We start from the raw sequence: 21,238 nt of genomic DNA on the forward strand, positions 1-21,238 counted from the left end.
CATTCACACTTTTACAGTTTTTCCCTTTGACATGGATTTCCTGCTCGGGTTCGTTTTCGTTTTCAACCGTTTTTTTCCTTCTCGGCAATATTCCAGCAATGGGCACAGCTCACATTTCGGGTTTTGCGCCTTACAGTGGTAACGCCCGAAAAAAATGAGCCGATGGTGCGTCTGCGTCCATTCCTCACGCGGCACCTTTTTCATTAATTTCTTTTCCACTTCCAGCACGGAATCCTTTTCTCCAGCCAGCCCTAACCTTTTGGATACCCGCTCCACATGAGTATCGACGGCGATCGCGGGCACACCAAATGCATTGGAGACTACGACATTCGCCGTTTTTCTCCCGACACCGGGAAGCTCGACAAGCTTCTCATGCTCACGGGGAACTTCTCCATCATACTTGTCCAACAGGAGCGCGCAAAGCGCTTGAATGTTCTTCGCTTTGTTCCGGTAAAGCCCGATGCGCCGGATATCCTGCTCTAATTCCTCCAGCGGCACGGCCAAATAATCCTCAGGTCTCTTATACTTCTGAAACAACGTGGCGGTCACTTTGTTCACGGTTTCGTCCGTACATTGAGCGGACAATAGAACAGCGATCGTCAGCTCGAATGGATTCGAATGGTGAAGCTCGCAATGGGCATCGGGATACATTTTGGCGATTTGATCAAGAATGATTCTGGTCTTCGTTGGTTTCATCGTCTCGCCCCTCTTTCCGCCCATTTCTTACAGTTTACCGAATTGAGCAGGACGAATCAATGACCCGGGCCGACAAAATGCGAACTTTTTACGAAAAAACCGCCTGTGAGTAAGGTTTCCTTACCACACAGACGGCAGATAAGCGAAAAAAGTTTCATCATGGCTTAAAAAAGATTAGGGCTTTTCGATCTCGATAATTTTATCGTCCAGCACATAAATGGTCACTTCTTCATTCTCCATGAAAGCATTCGCGGCCACGGTTTGATTGCCTTTATGCAAATAAGCTTTGGCAAAGAAGCTGTATGACGTTTTGTCATTGTTGCCTGTTGGCTTCAGAATCAACTGGTTTACCGTATACATGTACGATGAAACGACGCGCTTGGAGGCAGTGGCAACATGAATCGTTATTTTATCGTTCACGTCGCGGATCACCTCCACCCGGTCATCCGGCTTCAAAGAGGTAATCGCCGCCGATGTGGTCCCATTCAGCTTGATTGTAAATTGAGACCCGAGCGGCTGCACCTGAACGTTTCCTTGGAAGTCCTGCACCGTTATGGTTCCCAGCGCGGCGTCTACAGCCGTCACCTTGCCGCGCAGTGTATTCAGAATAGTGACATTCGCCAAAGTCACACCGTTAAAGCTGGCTTTTACATACTCGTCCACCTGGATATCTTCGAAAGCGTTCGTCGATTTACCCGGATTGCTGATCTTATCGTTGCTGTCCACCACAAACGTCAGAAGCGTTCCGTTCTCGTCCTTCACACTCACCTGACGGGTAGACGGCGTGGTGTAAAGCACCTTATACACTCCAACCTTTTTCATCACGATATCTGAAATCATCGTCTGATCCCCAAGGTTGATATTAGCGCGGATCGAGTCTCCTACCTTCAGATCAGCCAGCGTGCCGTTCGTTTTGTTCTGCAGCTCCACCTTGGTGCTCGCATACGCTTTGAACGTCAGATTTTGGCCGCCTACCGTCCGGATCGTCATCTCATTGGTTGTACTGTTGATCTGTGCGACGGTACCCTCGATATACTGCGTCATTTCGACCTGAACGATTTTATCCTTGGATACCTTCAGGTCGATTTTTCTCTTATTGTTTCCATTCGAGATGAACATCGATTGGAAGTTGGACACCGGAAGCGTGGCATCTCCAATGCGAACGGCCGTGGAGTCGGTCAGCCGGAACACGCCGAATTCGCCGTTGTCGGCTTCAATCGTTAGCAGTTTCCTATCGGGGTCATAACCGACAATAGAAGCAAAAACATACTGTTTTACCGAACGGCTCGTCACAGTGACCTTGACCACTTTATCGTTGACAAGGTCCAGCTTCAGCGTATCGCCGGTTTCAATATCGTACAGGCTGGCGTTCGTCAATCCGTCGATCGATATGAGTGCATTGTCGGCAATAAAGTAAGCTCCGAGCGCGCTGCCGCCGGCTTTTTTGATCGTCATAATTTTCTTGTCGTTGCTGAGGCTTTCCAGCGTGCCTTCTACCGATTGGGTAACGTCCGCCTGCTTGCGGATCGTGATGGACACCGCCTCGTTAGACTTGATGGTGTAAGCCACCGTATCGCCGACGCGCAGCTTCGACAGGTCGGAAATCGTTCCGTCAGGCAGCGTTACCGTAGCGAGAACCGGGAAGGAATAGGTTTCCTTTTGTCCCGAGGTTTGTTCAAGGAACGTCACCTGCTTTTGTTCCAGATTAATGCTTAGTACCGTACCTTCCGCCGTTTTGTTCAGCGGAACCTGCTTCACGATGATATGGGAGATTTCATTTTCTTTCAGCAGCATGTTCCGCTTTAACTGCAGGATGCTTCCCGGTTCAATAGAGCTCAGGCTGAGCCCCCGGCCCGATGCATCCGTTATCGTTACATTGGAAGCAAGCTTATACAAAGTGCTTTGCGTCCCTTGTTGAATCGATACCATCATTTGATCCAGGAAGGTTTGGCCAAGCGTACCTTCGTACGTTTCCATCTGCTCCTGATCGTCTGTCAGCTCGACATACAAAGCTTCGCCTTGATTATGTACAACATAAACTTCATTGGTAAGCTTAATGGACGATAAAGGAATCCGGGTGTCGTCCTTCGCGTTATAGATGACCGTATTCGTTGAGATGGTGTAGCTGTCCGTCGTTCCCTGACTATTCAGCACGCTGATTTTGCGGTCGGTCAGCTCCATCACGTAACCGATGGACACCCGGTCGGAACGGGTGGTCAATTCTTTGTCCGCACGGCTGAGGAACGTGGCCATTTGAGCCCTCGTCACTTTGCCTTGCGGATGGAATCCGTTGTCTTCAAAGCCTTGAACAATCTTGAGCACAGCAGCGGCATTAATGTACCCGTTGGCCCAGTCGGACATGTCCTCGGCATCCGCGAACATAGACGACGAAGCCGCCTCCTGCCTTGCAAGATCTTCTTTTCCGATCGCCCGAATAATCAGCTTCGCCACCCATTCGCGAGTAGCGTCGCGGGATCCCCAGGCTGTCTTGGAGGACGTATCGCCGGCCTCCTCCTGCGTCAGGATCAATCCTCTGTCAAAGGCATAGGCAACATAAGGCTTGGCATAATCGCTTACCTGAACAGGCAACACCGTCTCTGCTTTATTTTCGAGCGCCTGCTTTTCCAGCCCCATCATCCGGATCGCCATCACAATGACATCCTGCTGGGACACGGAGTTTTCGGGACGGTATTCCGCTCTTTCGTAGCCTTGAATAATGCCGATGGCTGCAAGCTTCGTAATATGCTTGATCGCCCAATGCTGCGGACTCACGTCAGAGAACCGTTGAACGTTCCCTGCCGTCGAGGCCGCCGATGTTCCCGTCGTGCCGGAGCCCGTCCCCGTTTGCTCGGCAAAAGCCGAGCCGCTTACCGTAAGAGAGAGCGCCAGTACGGCAGCGGCCAGCCTGCGTGCTTGCTTTTGTTTCTTGCTCTTCATGTATCCAATAGCTCCCCTCAGTTATCTGGTAATCCACATTTCAGCATTAATTACGTTTGATCGGGTGCGGCAGATCCATATGGCCCATCAAGCTTTCCACTTGTTTGCCGTCCACCAGCACTTGAATCGATTGAACCTCCGTGAACTGAAACAGCGTGTTTTGCAGCGCAGTCAGGAGCATTTCCTCTCCTCCTGAACCCAAATGAGACTCAGGAGACATGGACAAATCGATCGTCAGCTGACCGTTTGACAATTCCACTTTATGGAACGTAAAGCCTTTAAACAATGGAAGCGTTTGGTTGTCCGGACTCGTTTCCAGCTTTTCCAGCGCCGCTTTGTACTTGTCCTGATCCTGTTTAAAGCTGATCGTCACTTCTTTTTCGACCAACTTCTCAAAATTGGCATCCGTATAATAGGCCTTTACCTTCAATTCCTTATTCTGTTCCTGATTCGGTTGAGGCGTCGCGGTCTGGGGAGGCTCATTCGTCCCCTGCTGAGAGCCCTGCTCCGTAGTTGCAGGGGGTGCTGCTGCCCCCGGGTTCTGCGCGGGCGGTTTACTCTGTCCACAGCCCGAAAGCAGCAAAGTGAAGACGGCTGCGGCTGCCAATCCTTTATGCCATTTTTGATTCATGGTCACCAACTCCTTAGTCAAGATTCAACTGCTTCTTAATGGCAGCAACGATGGATTCGGCAACCCGATTTTGGAATGCATCCTGATACATCAGAGCTTCTTCCGCAGGATTGGACAAAAAGCCGATTTCCAGGAGTACTGACGGCATCGTGGTGTTACGAATCACATAGAACCGCTCCTGTTTGACCTTCCGGTCGGTAAAACCCGTTGCTTCAACAATAGATTTGTGCATCAGATTCGCAAAATCCATGCTTTGCGGCGTCCAGTAGAACGTTTCCGTTCCTCCGACGGATTCCTTGTTAATCGTATTGGCGTGAATCGATATAAATAAATCGGCCTCGGACTCTTCCGCTTTGGCTACCCGATCCGCCAGTTCAATGAACGTATCGTCGGACCTTGTCATCACTGCTTCGATGCCAGGCTCCTTCTGAAGAAGATCGGCTACCTTATGGCCAAGAGATAGCACCAAATCTTTTTCAAATCGGTTCGTCACCGAAACCGCACCGGAATCCTTCCCGCCGTGTCCCGGATCAATGACCACCCGGTAGCGGTCTTTACCTTTGGCGAGCTTGGCGGAGATCAGACCGCCAGGCAGCACATCCGATAAGATCAATTCGGATTTTTTTTGCAAATCAATTACTATTCTAACGGTAGACGGTTCTTTTGAAAATAGAGAATAGCGAATTTTTGCCACGATATCATGCGGTTCAGTTAAAGGAACCGTACCTTCCTTGGCTTCATTGACAACCGTCGCCAAGGTCGCATCAAGCTCCGCTCCCGGGATATCCAGTACGATCCGGTCCGGTTCGGCCAGTTTGAACATCGTAGGCTTCACTTCACCGCCGGTCGTCTGAATGCACAGCATCTCGCCATCAAATGTGATCGATTGCACCTTAACCGGCGCTTTTCCATCTTTAACAGCGGGAGCGTTGGCATCGGCCGCCCCAGGCGCCAATGACCTGGTGGCGCTTTGCGGTACGGCGCATCCGGGCGAGGGAGCGTTCGCACCCGGATTAACAGGCTGCTCGCCGGCTTTTACCGGATTGCCCGAGCCGCCTGAAGAAGCTTCCTTATCCCCTGTTTTATCTTTGCTTTCTTGCGGATTTTTGCCGCCGGCAGAGTTATTATTGCCCGCAGAATTATTGCCGGCCGCTGCCGCATCATTTCCCGGCTTGCCTTGTTCTTCCTTGACTTTTCCGTCTTCTGAACCGGTCTGATCAGGTTCAGGGCTTTCTTTTTGTTTATGATACAGGAATACAGAGCGGGTTGGCTCGTCCCATGTGACTTCCACACCCAGATTCTCGCTTACAAAACGAATCGGAAGCATGGTGTTCCCTTCAATAATGGTCGGAGCTGTTTCAAGAGTATAGGATTTGCCGTCGACCGTCGCCTGCTTTTTGTCAATAAACAATTGGATGCTGGTGCCTTCTTTGGCCACCGACACCTTGCGCAATTTAGGGTCCCATGACACCTTGGAGCCGAGCGATTCCGCGATAATCCGGATCGGCACGATCGTATTATCGTTGACGATACGGGGGGCAACCTCGGGGACCAGCTGCTTGCCGTTCATGAACAATTGGATCGGCTGAGCCGCGGCCAAACCTATAACGGGCAGCAACAGGAATGACAGGAGCAACATCGTGAACCAGGCAGTGAAAACCTTCATCATGCACCTCAATTTATATTATTGGTTCTATGTAGAATGCCGAAAGATTGTGTTGCTTTCGGACGGCAATAGGAAGACGGTGGTGAAATCTACCATTATATTAGACTATGAAAAAACAAAAAAGTTGCACTTTTGGCGAAACAAGCAGAAAAACATAAAAAAACGCAAAAAACCGGAGGCCAAACGCCTCCGGTCCATCGATTGCTTCTATATTCTCTATGCAATTTGCTGGTTTATCGACCTCTGCAGCAGTTCCCTGAACTGATTGCCGGACAGCACTTCCTCCGCAATCAAGATGTCGAGCGATTCTTCAAACACTTTGCGGTGCTGCTCCAGCATGTTGCGTGTAGCTGTCATCAACTGATTCAGGATCGCCGCATTTTCCTTCATCAGCTCTTCCTTGGTTACCATGTCTCTGTCAATAATGCCAAGCCTTGTGAGTCCTGAATCCATCATGGTCCGAACCATGTTCAACGCCTGCTCGAAATCGTTGCGCGACCCCGTGCTGCGGCCGCCGTAGAACATCTCTTCTGCGACCGCACCTCCCAGCGCAATCATGATTTGATGCTCGATTTGTTCTTTGGTATACAAATACTGATCCTGCTGAGGGTTATGCCTTACAAACCCGAGCGCCTTGCCCCGCGGACTTAGCGATACTTGCGATACCGATCCCGGACGTACCAGTTCTGCTGCAATAGCATGCCCAAGCTCGTGCATGGCTACCCGCTCCCGCTCCTCTTTTGTCGACTCGCGGTCCGTTTTCTCGCCGAGCATCACTTTGTCGACCGCCAGAGACAGATGCTCCTGGCTGATCTTATCCGCGTTATCGCGCATCGCATAAATGGCCGCTTCGTTCATGACGCTCTCCAACTGGGCTCCGGAGAAGTGAAAGGTCTCTCTCGCGATCAGCTCCATATCAATATTGTCCGACAGCGGTTTATTTTTGGCATGGATGTTTAAGATATGGAGACGGCCCTTTTTATCCGGCAGATCGACTTCAATGTGCCGGTCGAAGCGTCCGGGACGAAGCAGAGCCGGATCCAGCATTTCTTTGCGGTTGGTTGCGGCCATGATGAGCACGCGCGGCGTTTCATCGGTATGAATCCCGTCCATCTCGGTCAACAGCTGGTTTAACGTCTGGTCATATTCCCGATGCTGACCGCCGTCCCGCTTGCCTCCGATCACATCGATTTCATCGATAAAGACAATGGCGCTGTTTTTGTTTTCTTTTACCGCCCGGGTTCTGGCTTCTTTAAACAGGTCCCGAATCCGGCTTGCGCCGACGCCCACATACATCTCTACAAATTCACTGCCCGACGCCGCCATAAATACCGAATTCGTATAATGCGCCGAGGCCTTGGCCATTAACGTTTTGCCCGTTCCCGGAGGTCCCGTCAACAATATGCCTTTAAGCGGACGGATGCCGAGCCGCTGAATATCCTCCGCGCGAATCAGAAAGTCGAGCGCTTCCTTCAGCTCCTCCTTTGCCCGTTCTTGACCTCCGATATCATCAAAGGTCATGTAAGCAGGCGTTCTGCTCCTTGCTTTTCGCTCGGAACCGACATTCATGCCGTTGCGCACTCGGGTCATATACACAAAGGCTCCCAGAAAGGCCGCCATAAATACGATCGGAATGATATTCACACCAAGAAATAACAAAAATGCTATAAGAACAGGTACAACGCCAATCACGATTTCTTTACCGTACTTACTCATTAGGCCACACTCCCAATTTGGCAGGCGTCCGTGGAAGCATCACATACTTGCTGTCCTTACCGTCCGTAATCGTAATGTATACGAATTTATCGTCCATTTCTGTCGTTGCTTGAATCCCTTCGCTTTTCGCCGTACGATCTTCAAGCGTTTTTGGAATTTGCGCATACTGCTTTGTTTCCATCGCCTGAGCGATCTCGAACAACGCCGACGACCACCACTGCTCCAGCCGTTCGGACGGTGGATTGACCACTTTGAGTTTCAACTCTTTGCTGCCGAGCGTCGAACGCCCTTCGTTCTGAACCCGGTGGTACACTTCCCGGAGACTTGTCCCCGGTGCGACCGAAAGCTCCAATTGTGCTTCGTTACCCGATAATTTTATAGATTCAAGTTCAACGCCGGGAATAGCCGACACGACTTTTTCAAGAGGGCTTTCCATAGCGTAACTTTGATATGCAAAATATCCGCCGAATAATAAGGAGGCTGAAACCAGAACACTCAATACAACAGGCAAAAGACGAAGTTTCATGAATCAACGTCCTCCTTTCGTAAATAGTATATCATAATAGCCATACTCGAAGTATATCATATGATATATACTGATGGCGATGCAATGTGTGGAAAATACGTAAATGCTCTGTAAGAAAGCCAAAACACAAGGCCGCGAAAGGCATTGCTTCTTCAGCTTGCTCTCCCGCGGCCTGTATAACATCGCCTGCCGTTACTGTATGGATAACCTCCATGTATCCCGATGCAGTCCGTCTTTAAATGTATAAAAATCGTAAAAATATTGATCCCGCGAAGCGTTTTCCGGTTTCAGCTTGTAGAAAACTTCCCATACCGGCTGCCCGTCTTGAACGCCGAGCATCACTCTGAGCACATCCGCCTGAGGATGCTTGGTCTTCACCAACGCTTCGGCCTGTTCCGCACTCAAACCGGCCGATCCCATTTCGGTTCGAATTTCATCTTCAGCCACCCACACATAAACCGGCTGTCCGATTTTATCTTCCCCATAGATGACGGTGTATGTTTTGTCGCCGACAAATCGTTCCACTTTGTTTGCCTTTGCCAATATGGTCTTCTCATATGCTGTTTGAACCGCCATTCGCTGAATGCCCCATTCACGTTCCGTCACCGCGCGAAAGGCTATGATCATTCCGATGCATAGGACTGCCGCCGCAAACACCGCAATTGCGGCGATCTTCCAGCTTTTGCTCACCGACGACTCTCCTCCTCTTTATTCCGTCCCCGTCAACCGGCCGTTAGCCGCTCAAAACATTGCTGCGCTTCAAATTTTATTTTTTCTTCATCCAATGTCAAGCACTCATTATTTCTGATAATCCATCGGCCGTCGATGCACACGTCGGTAACATCCCGGGAACTCGCCGCATAAACGACATGAGAAATCACATTCGTCCGAGGATAATAGTGAGGCTGCTGCATATCCAGCGCAATGAAATCCGCCTTCATTCCGGCCTTAAGCGCCCCTACATCCCCAAGCCATATCGATTGGGCGCCGTACAGCGTCCCGAGCTTTAATGCGTCCCAAGCCGGAACAGCTACGGGATCCCCTGACACACCCTTATGAATCAAGGCGGCTAAGCGAATTTCCTCCAGCATATCCAGGTTGTTATTGCTTGCCGCTCCGTCCGTCCCCAGCGAAACAATAACACCGGCCTTCAGCAGCTCAGGCACACGGGCTACTCCGCTCGCCAGCTTCAAATTGCTCCCCGGATTATGAGATACGCGCACGTCATGGTTTTTCAGGACGGCGATTTCCTCGTCTGTCAGGTGTACCGCATGCGCGACAAGCGTCGGCCTGGAGAATACCCCCAGCTTCTCCAAATGAGCCACGGGTCTTGCCCCGTACTGATTTATATTTTCTTCCACTTCTCTTGCCGTTTCCGACATATGGATATGGATCGGAAGATTCAAGTCGTGCGCGGCCTGTACAATTCTTTCAATATAATCTGGAGGGCATGTATAAGGAGCATGCGGCGACATCATGGTCGTAATCCGACCGCCGGCTTGTCCGTGCCACGATTTGGCGAATTGGATCGCTTCCTCCAGCTTGGCATCCTGCTCCTCACGGGAGCACAAACCGATTACGCCGCGGGTCAGACAAGCACGTATACCGCTTTCCTCCGCAACCTCCGCCACTTCGTTCATGTGGTCGTACATGTCAACGAATGTTGTCGTTCCGCCCTTCAGCATTTCCAAAACCGAAAGCTTGGTCCCTGTCCGTACATCGTGCGCGGTAAATTTTCCTTCCATAGGCCACATTTTCTCCTGCAGCCATACCTGCAAGGCCAAATCGTCCCCATAGCCGCGCAAGAGCGACATGGCGGCGTGACCATGCGTATTGACCAATCCGGGCATATACAGCTTCCCGTTTCCATCGATCCGCTCATCGAATGTCGCCTCTGGCGAGGGAGCCTGCTCTCCTATATATGTAATCCGATTACCTTCCATTGTCATATATCCGTTAATGACAGGTGTTTTCTCATTCATCGTAATAAAAGTGCCGTTCTCAATGATTGTTTTTTTCATTAGACCCTTCCTTTCCCCTGCAAATTACAAGTCCGTTTCCAATGTACAACTTCAGCGCGGCAAAATCAAGGAGTCTAGTACTTATAACCACTTTTACCATTACATATCAGAAACAAATTTTTCATATCCTAACTCAAGAAATCTTCATTGCTTTCCATCAGCCGATTGTGTTATTTTTAATTTTGTGAAAAAATTGACGGCACGTTTCTACATATTTTTTATCTTCGCGATGTGATCTTCATTAATTTTTAACAATTTCGGGAGGCCAAAGCTATGCTTTTCACTAAAAAAAATGATACGGATTTTCTTCTCCTGCTGATTAACGCATCGGAGAACACGCTGCAAGCGGCACAAATGTTTCGCAATGCCGTCATGGGAGATCAGCCTCCGGCTGCCTTCTACCCGCAGTTGAAAGAACTGGAGAACAAAGGCGACCAAATCACGCATCAAATTTTCAAAGGGCTTAACAAAGTGTTTATCACACCTATAGATCGCGAAGATATCATGGAACTGGCCGCCAAGGTTGATGACGTCCTGGACGGGATCGAAGCTACCATTGCACGATTCGATTATTTGAACATCACCGTCTCCGACAAATATATGAGAGAATTCTCGGCGGTCATCGTCGCCAGCTGCCAGCACATCCTGGATGCGTTCAAGCTGCTTTCCAAAAAGAAATATATGCAGCTCACGGAGCATACGGTTCAAATCAACAGCCTGGAAAATGAAGCCGACCGTCTGATGCGCGAAGGCATCCGTGAAATTTTCACCAATCCAACGGACCCGTACCACGATTTCAAGCTAAAAGAGCTGTACGAGCGTTTGGAACAAACGACCGACGCATGCGAAGACGTAGCCAACATTCTGGAAAGCGTTGTGCTGAGATATTCCTGAACAGCCGTTGTGCCGGCCGCTAAGGAACCCCAGCATGCTTAGGAGGACATTATGTTAACTATACTTATCATCATCGTCGCCTTGGCGTTGATCTTTGACTTTATTAACGGCTTTCACGATACGGCCAACGCTATCGCAACCTCCATATCTACAAGGGCATTATCGCCGCGTTTTGCCGTATTTTACGCAGCGGTGCTGAACTTTATAGGTGCATTGTTTTCTTCAGAAGTTGCCAAAACCGTGGGCGGAAGCGTAGCGAATCCTGCTGCGATCGAGAACGGCATGTATGTTGTTATCGCCGCCTTACTATCAGCCATTATCTGGAACCTGCTTACGTGGTATTACGGGATTCCCTCATCGTCATCTCATACGCTTATCGGATCGCTGGCCGGAGCGGTCATCGCCGGAGGCGGGCTTAGCAGCGTCAACTGGTCGGGATTCCAACAAATCGTACTGATTCTCATTTTATCGCCTATCGTTGCATTTGGCACCGGCTTTATCATTATGTGGATTATCCGTCAACTGATATTGGCGAGCGGCAATCAATCACGCTCCAAGCTTAACCGTACTTTCCGCGGCTTTCAGATTTTATCGGCCGGGCTGCTGTCCTTTTCTCACGGGGGGAACGACGCTCAAAAGGCCATGGGGATTATCGTATTCGGATTGGTTGCTCTCGGCTACCAATCGGATTTGGAAGTTCCGCTTTGGGTGAAACTTTCCGCGGCCACCGCTATGGGGCTCGGAACTTCGATCGGCGGCTGGAAAATCATTAAAACCGTGAGCAAAAAGCTGCTGAAGATTGAACCGATCAACGGCTTTGCCTCCGACCTGAACTCATCCATCGTGATTCAAACGTCCACCCATCTCGGGATGCCGCTTTCGACGACCCATGTCATTTCGTCATCGATTATCGGTACCGGTTCAGTCCTGAGATTTCATGATGTCAAATGGGGCACAGTCACCCGGATGGTCATGACCTGGGTCATCACGATCCCGATCAGCATGGTGCTGGCCTTTCTGATTTACAAAATTATTTTCCCCTTTATATCGTAAAAAAAGACAAGCCCGGTGCAACTGGATCATTGCACCGGGCTTCCTTTTATTCCTCCAAATAATAGGCCAGACTTTGCAGATCCGTCGTGAAATCCGCATGGTGTACGCGAACCCCGCTGGGCACCTTGATAATCATCGGAGCAAAGTTGAGAATGGCTTCCACCCCTGCCTCGACAAACTGGTTGGCCACATGCTGCGCCTCCATGGCAGGAACAGTTATGATCCCGATCCGCACCTTTAGCGCTTGAATCGTATCGCAAAGCTCCTCCATCGGTTTTACCTTCAAATTGTTGATCGATTCTCCGATTTTTGTTTTTTGGGAGTCGAACACGGCCACAATTTTCATGTTATCCTTAAGATAAGCGTTATAATTGCATAACGCCCGGCCCAGATTCCCTGCACCGACCAATGCAACCGGGATCACCTTGTCGATCTTTAATATTTGCCGGATTTTTTCAATCAGATAGTTCACATCGTATCCAATGCCCTTTTTCCCGAATTCTCCGAAATAGGCCAAATCCTTGCGGATTTGAGCAGGGTTTAAATCCAGCTTTTGCCCCAGGTCCTGAGAGGATACCGTTTGTACGTTTTTCTTGCTGAGTTCATTCAGAAATCGGAGATAGATCGGAAGCCGACGAACAACCGCTTCGGATATTTTCGGAGTTTTCATTCTGCATTTTCACCCATCCACTGCTTTATTCTTGGTACCAACTGATTCGAATTCATGTGCTCGATCTTCGGGCCTGGCAGCGAATATAAGAAATACTTGCCATAGTTCGTATCGATAACGCGAGTGTCGTATATAATCACAATTCCTTTATCCGAAGCCGTTCGCACCAGACGTCCGAAGCCTTGCTTGAAGCGAATGACCGCCTGGGGTACGGACAGCTTCATAAAAGGATTCTGGTTCTTTTGCTTCAGCTTTTCCGTCTTCGCTTCAACAAGCGGATGATTCGGAGGCTGAAACGGAAGCCTCACAATCGCCAGACAGCTGAGCGCATCGCCGGGAATGTCCACACCTTCCCAAAAGCTGCTCGTCCCAAGCAGCACACTGGCTGGGTTGCTTTGAAATAACCGGGTCAGCTTGCTTCGGTTGCTGCTGTCTACGCCTTGACCAAGTACGGTCACTCCGAATGAAGAGAGCATGTCCTTCAATCCCGCATGAGCGGCCTTGAGCATCCGGTTGGATGTAAACAATACCAGCATCCGGCCGCGCGTTTCGAGCGCCACTTCCGCCAGCGACGGCACCAGCTTGTCCAGAAATTCCTTCTCGCCGCTGGCTCCCCGCAGCGTCGGAAAATCCCGGGGTATGGCGACCAGCGCCTGCTTGCGGTAATTGAAGGGCGATGGCAGCTGAACGGTTTTGAGCTTACCGTCCGGATCCCCGTAAGCCAGCCCCAGCTGCTCGCAGGTGTAATCAAACGATTTGCCGACCGAAAGCGTAGCTGAAGTCATAATCACGCTGTCCTTCACTCCGAAAAAGGTTTGACGCAGCATTTCGCTGACATCTACCGGCACACAGAAGAGCTGAAGCGAACGGTTCTTATTGTACATGCCGCCTTCGAGCCAGTAGACATAATTGTCATCGGGCATCGTCATAAAAAAATGCAGCGCATCCCGATGCCTGTACAGTTCCTTCACGGTTCCGGTCAAATCGGTGATCGAGCTTTGCACATCGTATTCGTCCTGAACCTCTTTGATTTCCATGATCATCCGGTCAAGCCGGTGCAATGCTTCATTGAAATGAAGCTGCATGTTCTCCTCTAAGATCAGCAGCTTGTCCCAGCCGGCGGGCAGCTTGTCCTTCTTCACCCGGTACACGAACGAGCTGCCCTCCGTTTGGCTGCCATCCCCCCCGGAAACAAGCAGTTGATAGAGCAGTTCGGTCAGCTGATCCCATTCCTCTTTTAGTTGCACAAGCTTCTCCACGGCCTGATCGATCATTGCGCACCAGCCTTGCGACCGTTCTTCCTCAAATTTCTGCAGCCGCAAGCGCAAGGAGGACAACTGGCCGGACCGGGAATCTTTATATAACCAATGCAGCGTATTCATCAAGCCATGGTAGTGCAGGTCAATGCCCAAATGCTTGCCGGCCACTTCTTCAAAATGATGCGCCTCATCGATCACCAAATGTTTATATGCGGGCAGCAGCCGGTTTTCCGCTTTCGTATCCGTGAACAGCATCGAATGGTTTGTAATGATGACATCCGCCGTATTGGCGTCATGCCGGGCACGATGGTAAAAGCATTTTTTAAACCAGGGACATGCACGGTTCAAGCATGAATCCGCATCGCTTGCCACCGTATGCCAGAACTGTTGGCCTTTGTTTCCAAAATGAAGCTCCTCTTCATCTCCGCGCGCTGTCTCCCCAAGCCAAACCAGCATTTGACCTGCGGTGATCCGGTCGTCCCATCCGTGTTCAAAATCAAGCGAGTTCAGTTTTTGTTCGAATTTGCGCAAGCACAAATAATGGCTTCGGCCTTTGAAAACGGCAGCTTTGAAATGAACCGGAAATAAGCTTTCGAGCAACGGCAGATCCCGTTCCCGCAGCTGCTCTTGAAGGTTGATCGTGTGGGTGCTTATCAGTATTTTTTTGTCCTGCTTTAAACCGTAATATAGCGAAGGAATCAAATAGCCGAGCGATTTTCCGGTTCCCGTTCCCGCTTCAATAATAAGATGCTTGCCCTGCTCGAAAGCCGATTCCACTTCTCTCAGCATCGTAACTTGAGCTTCCCGGTCCTCATAGGCGTCAAAACGCTGCTTTAGGACCTGCTTCAGCTGATGGTAGAACGAATCAAAGTCTTCCGGCAGTTCGCCCGCCATTTTCTCATCATTTTCTGGCTCCTCCGCCCCCCAATCATTCACATTCAAGGCAAACTGGCGGAAATAGCGGTCCGAGTCCGTATCCAGCGGATTATGCAGTTCCTTATGCTGTCTCATTTCCCGAATAAACCAGCCAAAATCGTTAGCGGAGTCCTCGTAGAGCAATTCTAATCTCTGAAGTGTAAGCAGAGGAAGCGATTGAAAGCGTTCCATGCACTGAAGCCAGATGAGCGCCGTAGCTTCGGCATCGCTGTCGGCTTGATGCGGCCTGTCGTGCTTGATCCCGAAGGCATGACTGACCATGGATAGCTGCAGACTGGACAGGCCGGGATAAAGAATTCGAAGAGCATCTATCGTATCCAGCACTCTGCCGTCAAATGCAAAATATCCGCTTTCATCCAAAGCCCGCTGCAGAAACGCCAGGTCAAAAGGCGTATTGTGTCCCACCAGCACAGCATCCTGCAGCAACGGCACCATCTCCGCGATCACACTTTCAATGTCCGGTGAATTCTTCACCATCTCGTCATCAATACCCGTTAGCGAGGTAATAGAAGAAGGTATACTCATGCCCGGGTTGACGAGTGAAGTATACCTGTCCGTAATTTCATAATCGTTTATAATAAAGAGCCCGACTTGGATAATTCGATCCGAAGCCGTGCTCCCGGTCGTTTCAAAATCCAAAACCGCAAATTTCATTGGTAGCTAGTCAATCCCTTCGTTCCCACTATTTCTATAGGATAACAAGATTACGGGCAAAAGGGAATAGCAAACTTAACCTGCCGTTTAAGAAGGTACCCGCGAGTTGGAAAAAGCAAATTCCAGCCCGCCCTTTTTCTCGCAACACACGCCCGAATCCAGCAGCGGTTGAACGCTGGCGGGATAAGTACGATAAGCCATATTGAAAAATTCGCAGGCCTTCTCCATATTGCGCTGCTCGGCTTGGATGCACCCCAATACATTATAAGAGATGGCCTTTATCTGTATATTTTCCGTGAGCTGTGTCAAAAAATGAAAGTGCGCATAGCTTTCATTCGTTTCTCCTTTGCGAAGATAAGACATCGCAAGATAGATGCGCGCCAGGGTAAAGTCCGGTTGGTGTTTGACCAGCTTATCGAATTCTTGAATCGCATCATCAAACATGTGGAGCTTATAATAGCCCTGGCCGCGAATAAACCAATCCGTTCGTTTACCGGAAAGTTCCGGATCAAGCGGGTCAGCCGTTCCAAAAGAAACCCCCGGAACACTCATGAGCTTGCCCAGCTTTTCTTCGAAAAGCATCCATTCCTCAATGCAATTGTCGCTCATCGCCTTTAGCGCCCGCAGCTTTTCCTGCAATTGTTTACGTTTGTTGCCTGTAGAGGACGGGTATTCCGATATCACGTCATCGAGCATTTCGTTCATGGAAGCAAAAAGATGTTTAAACATTTCTCTAAGCACCCACCTTTACGCTTCTCGCTGACCATAGTCAGGGCTTATTGATCCCTGCCTCGGCCCTCGACTTATTGTATCTTCATTGTTTGTCTCCCCGCCCTGTTTCATTCTCTCTACAGCACTGTGGAATGAATTTCTTCTTTCAGCACACTGATGACTTTATTCTGATCGCCCATGATCGCAATACGGGGAGTATGCGATCTCGCTTCCTCGTCGGACAGCATTACGTAAGATAAAATGATGACCGTATCTCCCGGATGGACCAGTCTGGCCGCCGCTCCGTTCAAACAGATGACGCCGGAGCCGCGGGGTCCCGGAATGATATACGTTTCGAAGCGCGCACCGTTATTGTTGTTGACGATTTGCACTTTTTCGTTCGGCAGCATATCGACGATATCGAGCAAATCCTGATCGATCGTAATGCTGCCGACATAGTTCAGGTTTGCTTCCGTTACGGTTGCACGGTGAATTTTGGATTTCAGCATGGTGCGAAACACGGCTTCCGCCTCCTGTACATATATGTTCTTACGCCCTCAGGTGAAACAAACGGTTATCGATCAGACGGGTGCTCCCGAATTTTACGGCCAAGGCCACAATGATTCGATCGGCCTCCGACAAAGCGCGGATCGGTTCCAATGCCGGATAGCTCAACACTTCCGCATAATCTATCTCGGCGAGCGGAGCCGTGCGAATGGTTGCGGTCACGGCTTCACGCAGCTCGTCAGCCGAGAGTCCGTCGCGCTTGTCCCGGATCATCCGCTCCGCGGTATCGAGCGCCTGAGACAAGACGACAGCCTGACGCCGCTGCTCCGCAGTTAAGTATACGTTGCGCGAGCTCATGGCCAGTCCATCGCTTTCCCGAACCGTAGGACAGGGTACGATCGTGACAGGGATATTCAGGTCATAAACCATCTGTTCAATGACAGCCACCTGCTGTGCGTCCTTCATTCCGAAATAAGCGTAATCCGGCTGCACGATATTCAACAGCTTGGTCACGACCGTCGCAACCCCGTCAAAGTGCCCGGGACGTGAAGCTCCGCACAGCCGCTGCGTTATTCCGGAGACAGAAACGATCGTTTTGGTGGGAGCAGGATACATCTCCTCTACTTGCGGGAAAAAGACAATATCGGTTCCGGCGGCACGCGCGATAGCCATATCCCGTTCTTCATCCCTCGGATAGCGGCTGAAATCCTCATTCGGTCCGAACTGAATGGGATTAACGAAAATGCTGAGCACAACGACATCGCATTCCCGCCGCGCGGTGTCAAGCAGCGATTGATGGCCTTGATGAAGATATCCCATCGTGGGTACAAATCCGATTCGAGCCTCCGGCCGATTCCATCGGGTCTGACGGATGAATTGCCTAAGCTCCTGTATATGCTTTACGGTATGCATAAGTCCCTTTTCTCCGATCTTTTAACTTCTGGGGGAAGCAGCGCTTCCGTACAAGCTTGCCGCAAATTCTTCTTCCATACGGAACGTATGCTCTTGAGCCGGGAAGCGGCGTCCTTTCACTTCATCGACATATTGGCGGATGCCGCTGCGGATCAATTCGCCTATCGACGCGTACTGCTTGACAAAACGTTTCGGATGCAGCTCTCCTCCATACCCGAGCAAATCGTGAAATACTAGGACTTGGCCATCACAGGAAGCGCCTGCCCCAATGCCTATCGTAGGGATGGAAAGCTGTTCGGTGACATGTGCCGCAAGCTGATCGGTGACCAGCTCCAGCACAATCGCAAAGACTCCGGCCTCCTCCAATGCCTTCGCATCATCCATTAACTTTTGTGCAGCCGCGGGGGTTTTCCCCTGGATCTTATAGCCTCCGATTTGATGGATGGATTGGGGAGTCAGACCGATGTGTCCCATAACGGGAATCCCCGCTTGCACCAAGGCTTTCACGGCTGGCACGATTTCCGTGCCGCCTTCCATTTTTACCGCTTTGCTGTGCCCCTCCTGCATTAGCCTGGCCGCGTTCTTCAACGTTTCATCGATACTTCCGTGATAGGTCATAAAAGGCAAATCCGTTACGACAAAGGTCGTCTTCACCGCTCGCGTCACCGCTTTGGAATGATAAATCATGTCATTCAGCGTAACCGGAATGGTCGAATCATAACCAAGCACCACATTGCCCAGCGAATCTCCCACCAGTATCATATCGATGCCTGCCTGCTCCGCCAGCATGGCGGATGGATAATCGTAGGCCGTCATCATGCTGATCGGAACCCGGTCCTGCTTCATTTTTTGCAGTTTCGCCGTCGTTATCGGTTTACGTGTTTCCATAAAGCACCTCCGTCCACCTTTTTGTTCATAGTATTTCAAAGAACGGCCGGATTGTTGCAAAAGCAAAAAACCTTTTAGCCGGGAAAGCAGAGGCTAAAAGGTCACATGTTCTGTGTCATATGATCCTTCTGTCTCGGTCCGGTTAGGCTCAGAGCAGAATCCGACATATAGCATAAAGCAGCTTTTCAGTTGGGAAAACACAAAACGCAGGAGTGCAATTCCGGCCGGATACTGCCTCCGTGTGTTGATTATACCAATCATTACATGAAAAGTCACCTGAATTCGACATCGCCTGAATACATTTTCCTGATCGTCCCGTCCTGCAGTCTGATCGCAAGTGCCCCCAGCTCGTCAATCCCCTCAGCGTACCCGTCGACAAGGCCTTGTGCGGTTTGGCAGCGAATCGGCTTATGAAGCGATACTGACAGTGCCTCCCAAAGAAGCTTTATAGGGGCAAATCCCTGCTCATGGTACAGGGCATACAACTGCTCCCATTCCAGCAAAAAGCGGCAAAGCAGCTCCACTCTGTCAATCCGGTATCCGGCCTCGATAAAGAGCGATGTAGCCACATTACGCAGCTCGGGGGGATAATCGTCCGGTTCCAGGTTGACCCCGATGCCTACACCGGCAATAATATGCTGAAGCGTCTCATTCTCCGCGCTGGATTCGAGCAAAATCCCGGCCGCTTTTCGTCCGCCGATCAGCAAGTCATTGGGCCATTTGATGCCGGCCTCCACAGGGACTATAGCGCGGATGGCACGGCATAAGGCAACGGAAACCAGAAGCGTGAGCTGAGGAGTGAACGATAAGGGGATATGCTTCGGCCTCAGGATCATGCTCATCCAAAGACCTTTGCCCTTCGGAGAGTGCCACTGTCTGCCCATCCGGCCCCGGCCCGCCGTTTGGCGCTCAGCCAGAACAAGCGTTCCTTCAGGGGCCCCTTCCGCTACCAGCGATAAAGCAACCGTTTGGGTGGAATCCACTTCATCGTAATATTTGACATGCTTTCCGAAGCGCTCCGTTTGCAGCTTGCCGATAAAAGCAGGCAGATCGAATATGTCGGGCTTCGCAAGCAAACGGTACCCCTTGCGCGGTGCAGCCTCAAAGCGATACCCCTGCTGCCTCAGTCTTTCGATTTGTTTCCATACGGCGGTCCGGCTGATTTGCAATCGTTCGCTAAGCTCTTCCCCCGACAGAAAAGCTCCATTCGACTGCTCGAACAGCTCCAGTAGTCGATCGGTCATAGGGTCCCCTTCTTCTGCATCGTGACATATTCCCGCTCCGCCGTCTGAAGCAGCGCCTCCGTTTCATTCGGAAGCTCTCCAAGGGCGACTAGCTCCAGCAAACGGTTCAGCAGCTTGCCGGTCCATGGTCCGGATTTCGCCTTCAGGCGCTCAAGTACAGCTTGTCCCGTAACGGATAATTCCGATAACTCTCCTGCAGGCATCGTCTGAAGCCAACCGTGTCCGTGATCGCACCACCGCGTAACCGCCCCGGCGGCCAGCGGACTGCTGCACCTCGCTGCAAACCATAATGCATCAGCAGCCATCAATTCCCGGATGCCTCGAAGCGTTTCACGGCCATACTGTAAAGCGGTACGCAGCCACAGCCGTCTGTACTCTTCCTCTTCAGCAGAAGAGCGGTCCAGCCGCTCAAGCCCGTGTGCCAGCATATCCGCAGCCGCCGCGGTCCGCTTGATCTCCTCCATCATTTGCTTGGAAAAGGTCAAGGTTTTCATATCTTCTGCAGCTTCAGCAGGAGAGACGCCTGCACGGAGATAAAGGTAGGCCCACCGGAGCTCATCACGGGCAATCCGTTTTAAATCGGTGATGCTGTCGGGCCCTATGGCTGCCGCAAGCTTTAGCTCCCGTTTTACATGCTCCAGGGCCCGTGACCGAGAGAGCAGCTCGAGCGCCCGATTCGGATCGTTTCCTGCCAGCATCCGCTCCAGCTCCAAACGCACGCGCTCCATGGCAATGTGCCGCAGAAGAGGCATGCAGGCGATCAGCGCCTCCCAGGTCGGTCCGTCCACCTGCAGGTTATACTCCGCGGCAAAACGAATGCACCGCAGCATGCGAAGCGCATCCTCCCGAAATCTTTCTTCCGCTTCTCCGACACAGCGAAGCACGCCTCGCTGCAAATCGGCTCTGCCGCCAAAAGGATCGATCAGCCGGCCTTCGCGGTCGATAGCCATGGCATTCATGGTGAAATCCCGTCTTTTTAAATCCTCCAGCAAGCTGTCGATGTATTCCACTTCGCTGGGGCGACGGAACGCTTCATAGTCTGCCTCCTTGCGGAAGGTCGTGACTTCAAAAGGCCTTTTGCCGATGATCACGGTGACGGTCCCGTGCTGCAATCCTGTCGGTACGGTCCGCTCGAACAGCGCTATAACCTGCTCGGGTCTGGCCGATGTAGCAATATCATAATCTTTGACAGGACGGCCAAGCTGTTCGTCTCTGACACAGCCGCCTACCAGGCAGGCTTCAAATCCCTTGTCCGTCAGCCGGTGAACAATGGTCATCGCTTTTTCTCTTAACGATTCGGTCATCATTTCCGTTTTC

The 21,238-nt window shown here is 50.9% G+C and carries 18 protein-coding genes; 2 read left to right on the top strand and 16 right to left on the bottom strand.

The window, feature by feature from the left end; translation table 11 throughout:
• Window positions 1-3: 3 nt before the first annotated feature.
• From nth to IJ22_RS10920, 8 genes are all read right to left on the bottom strand, one after another.
• Window positions 4-696 (bottom strand): endonuclease III, encoded by a 693-nt coding sequence (nth, locus tag IJ22_RS10885; protein WP_062408827.1) that lies wholly within the window; start codon window positions 694-696, stop codon window positions 4-6.
• 174 nt (window positions 697-870) lie between these two features.
• Window positions 871-3,633, bottom strand: coding sequence for an S-layer homology domain-containing protein (locus IJ22_RS10890; RefSeq protein WP_062408828.1), 2,763 nt, complete (start codon window positions 3,631-3,633; stop codon window positions 871-873).
• Window positions 3,634-3,679: 46 nt separating this feature from the next.
• On the bottom strand, window positions 3,680-4,264 hold the full coding sequence (locus IJ22_RS10895) for a GerMN domain-containing protein (protein WP_054818309.1): 585 nt from the start codon (window positions 4,262-4,264) through the stop codon (window positions 3,680-3,682).
• 13 nt (window positions 4,265-4,277) lie between these two features.
• Window positions 4,278-5,933, bottom strand: coding sequence for an N-acetylmuramoyl-L-alanine amidase family protein (locus tag IJ22_RS10900; protein WP_235594308.1), 1,656 nt, complete (start codon window positions 5,931-5,933; stop codon window positions 4,278-4,280).
• A gap of 213 nt (window positions 5,934-6,146) precedes the next feature.
• Window positions 6,147-7,646 carry an AAA family ATPase gene (locus IJ22_RS10905; RefSeq protein WP_062408830.1) on the bottom strand — a complete coding sequence of 500 codons (1,500 nt, stop codon included), beginning with the start codon at window positions 7,644-7,646 and terminating at the stop codon, window positions 6,147-6,149.
• On the bottom strand, window positions 7,639-8,172 hold the full coding sequence (locus tag IJ22_RS10910; RefSeq protein WP_062408831.1) for a hypothetical protein: 534 nt from the start codon (window positions 8,170-8,172) through the stop codon (window positions 7,639-7,641). Before IJ22_RS10910 ends, IJ22_RS10905 begins: the two co-directional genes overlap by 8 nt.
• Window positions 8,173-8,364: 192 nt before the next feature.
• A complete protein-coding gene (locus IJ22_RS10915) occupies window positions 8,365-8,862 on the bottom strand; it encodes a cell wall elongation regulator TseB-like domain-containing protein (RefSeq protein ID WP_062408832.1) in 498 nt (165 codons plus the stop codon).
• A gap of 32 nt (window positions 8,863-8,894) precedes the next feature.
• On the bottom strand, window positions 8,895-10,193 hold the full coding sequence (locus IJ22_RS10920; RefSeq protein ID WP_062408833.1) for an amidohydrolase: 1,299 nt from the start codon (window positions 10,191-10,193) through the stop codon (window positions 8,895-8,897).
• A 273-nt stretch (window positions 10,194-10,466) separates the two neighbouring features.
• Here IJ22_RS10920 and IJ22_RS10925 point away from each other — a divergent pair, with 273 nt between their 5' ends.
• Together IJ22_RS10925 and IJ22_RS10930 are read left to right on the top strand one after the other, a co-directional pair.
• The gene (locus tag IJ22_RS10925; protein ID WP_054818307.1) at window positions 10,467-11,087 is read left to right on the top strand and encodes a DUF47 domain-containing protein; all 621 of its coding nucleotides are present in this window, start codon (window positions 10,467-10,469) and stop codon (window positions 11,085-11,087) included.
• A gap of 51 nt (window positions 11,088-11,138) precedes the next feature.
• Entirely contained in the window at window positions 11,139-12,140 is a 1,002-nt protein-coding gene (locus IJ22_RS10930) for an inorganic phosphate transporter (RefSeq protein ID WP_054818306.1), read from the top strand.
• Window positions 12,141-12,186: 46 nt separating this feature from the next.
• On the opposite strand, the gene IJ22_RS10935 is transcribed toward IJ22_RS10930, so the two are convergent.
• The 8 genes from IJ22_RS10935 to IJ22_RS10970 form a co-directional block, all read right to left on the bottom strand.
• Window positions 12,187-12,810 (bottom strand): redox-sensing transcriptional repressor Rex, encoded by a 624-nt coding sequence (locus IJ22_RS10935; RefSeq protein ID WP_062408834.1) that lies wholly within the window; start codon window positions 12,808-12,810, stop codon window positions 12,187-12,189.
• Complete coding sequence (gene dinG, locus IJ22_RS10940; RefSeq protein ID WP_062408835.1) at window positions 12,807-15,659, bottom strand: ATP-dependent DNA helicase DinG; 2,853 nt, start codon at window positions 15,657-15,659, stop codon at window positions 12,807-12,809. Before dinG ends, IJ22_RS10935 begins: the two co-directional genes overlap by 4 nt.
• An 87-nt stretch (window positions 15,660-15,746) precedes the next feature.
• Entirely contained in the window at window positions 15,747-16,388 is a 642-nt protein-coding gene (locus tag IJ22_RS10945; protein WP_054818305.1) for a tetratricopeptide repeat protein, read from the bottom strand.
• Window positions 16,389-16,507: 119 nt separating this feature from the next.
• Window positions 16,508-16,891: an aspartate 1-decarboxylase gene (gene panD / locus IJ22_RS10950; protein ID WP_054818304.1), complete on the bottom strand. Its 384-nt coding sequence runs from the start codon at window positions 16,889-16,891 to the stop codon at window positions 16,508-16,510.
• A gap of 28 nt (window positions 16,892-16,919) precedes the next feature.
• A complete protein-coding gene (gene panC, locus IJ22_RS10955) occupies window positions 16,920-17,789 on the bottom strand; it encodes a pantoate--beta-alanine ligase (RefSeq protein WP_062408836.1) in 870 nt (289 codons plus the stop codon).
• A gap of 21 nt (window positions 17,790-17,810) precedes the next feature.
• Window positions 17,811-18,677 (bottom strand): 3-methyl-2-oxobutanoate hydroxymethyltransferase, encoded by an 867-nt coding sequence (panB, locus tag IJ22_RS10960; RefSeq protein WP_062408837.1) that lies wholly within the window; start codon window positions 18,675-18,677, stop codon window positions 17,811-17,813.
• A 272-nt stretch (window positions 18,678-18,949) separates the two neighbouring features.
• Entirely contained in the window at window positions 18,950-19,921 is a 972-nt protein-coding gene (locus IJ22_RS10965; protein ID WP_062408838.1) for a biotin--[acetyl-CoA-carboxylase] ligase, read from the bottom strand.
• Entirely contained in the window at window positions 19,918-21,228 is a 1,311-nt protein-coding gene (locus tag IJ22_RS10970; protein ID WP_235594309.1) for a CCA tRNA nucleotidyltransferase, read from the bottom strand. Before IJ22_RS10970 ends, IJ22_RS10965 begins: the two co-directional genes overlap by 4 nt.
• Window positions 21,229-21,238 lie beyond the last annotated feature (10 nt).

It is taken from the genome of Paenibacillus naphthalenovorans (genome assembly GCF_001465255.1).
Lineage (GTDB): Bacteria > Bacillota > Bacilli > Paenibacillales > NBRC-103111 > Paenibacillus_G > Paenibacillus_G naphthalenovorans.

What these genes read in the sequence shown, in the direction of transcription:
- IJ22_RS10900 (WP_235594308.1), bottom strand. Translation starts at nt 5,933, where the DNA reads ATGATGAAGGTTTTCACTGCCTGGTTCACGATGTTGCTCCTGTCATTC.
- panC (WP_062408836.1), bottom strand. Translation starts at nt 17,789, where the DNA reads ATGCATACCGTAAAGCATATACAGGAGCTTAGGCAATTCATCCGTCAG.
- IJ22_RS10890 (WP_062408828.1), bottom strand. Translation starts at nt 3,633, where the DNA reads ATGAAGAGCAAGAAACAAAAGCAAGCACGCAGGCTGGCCGCTGCCGTA.
- IJ22_RS10930 (WP_054818306.1), top strand. Translation starts at nt 11,139, where the DNA reads ATGTTAACTATACTTATCATCATCGTCGCCTTGGCGTTGATCTTTGAC.
- dinG (WP_062408835.1), bottom strand. Translation starts at nt 15,659, where the DNA reads ATGAAATTTGCGGTTTTGGATTTTGAAACGACCGGGAGCACGGCTTCG.
- IJ22_RS10905 (WP_062408830.1), bottom strand. Translation starts at nt 7,646, where the DNA reads ATGAGTAAGTACGGTAAAGAAATCGTGATTGGCGTTGTACCTGTTCTT.
- IJ22_RS10920 (WP_062408833.1), bottom strand. Translation starts at nt 10,193, where the DNA reads ATGAAAAAAACAATCATTGAGAACGGCACTTTTATTACGATGAATGAG.
- IJ22_RS10970 (WP_235594309.1), bottom strand. Translation starts at nt 21,228, where the DNA reads ATGATGACCGAATCGTTAAGAGAAAAAGCGATGACCATTGTTCACCGG.
- IJ22_RS10935 (WP_062408834.1), bottom strand. Translation starts at nt 12,810, where the DNA reads ATGAAAACTCCGAAAATATCCGAAGCGGTTGTTCGTCGGCTTCCGATC.
- IJ22_RS10925 (WP_054818307.1), top strand. Translation starts at nt 10,467, where the DNA reads ATGCTTTTCACTAAAAAAAATGATACGGATTTTCTTCTCCTGCTGATT.
- IJ22_RS10965 (WP_062408838.1), bottom strand. Translation starts at nt 19,921, where the DNA reads ATGACCGATCGACTACTGGAGCTGTTCGAGCAGTCGAATGGAGCTTTT.
- IJ22_RS10910 (WP_062408831.1), bottom strand. Translation starts at nt 8,172, where the DNA reads ATGAAACTTCGTCTTTTGCCTGTTGTATTGAGTGTTCTGGTTTCAGCC.
- nth (WP_062408827.1), bottom strand. Translation starts at nt 696, where the DNA reads ATGAAACCAACGAAGACCAGAATCATTCTTGATCAAATCGCCAAAATG.
- IJ22_RS10895 (WP_054818309.1), bottom strand. Translation starts at nt 4,264, where the DNA reads ATGAATCAAAAATGGCATAAAGGATTGGCAGCCGCAGCCGTCTTCACT.
- panB (WP_062408837.1), bottom strand. Translation starts at nt 18,677, where the DNA reads ATGGAAACACGTAAACCGATAACGACGGCGAAACTGCAAAAAATGAAG.
- IJ22_RS10945 (WP_054818305.1), bottom strand. Translation starts at nt 16,388, where the DNA reads ATGTTTAAACATCTTTTTGCTTCCATGAACGAAATGCTCGATGACGTG.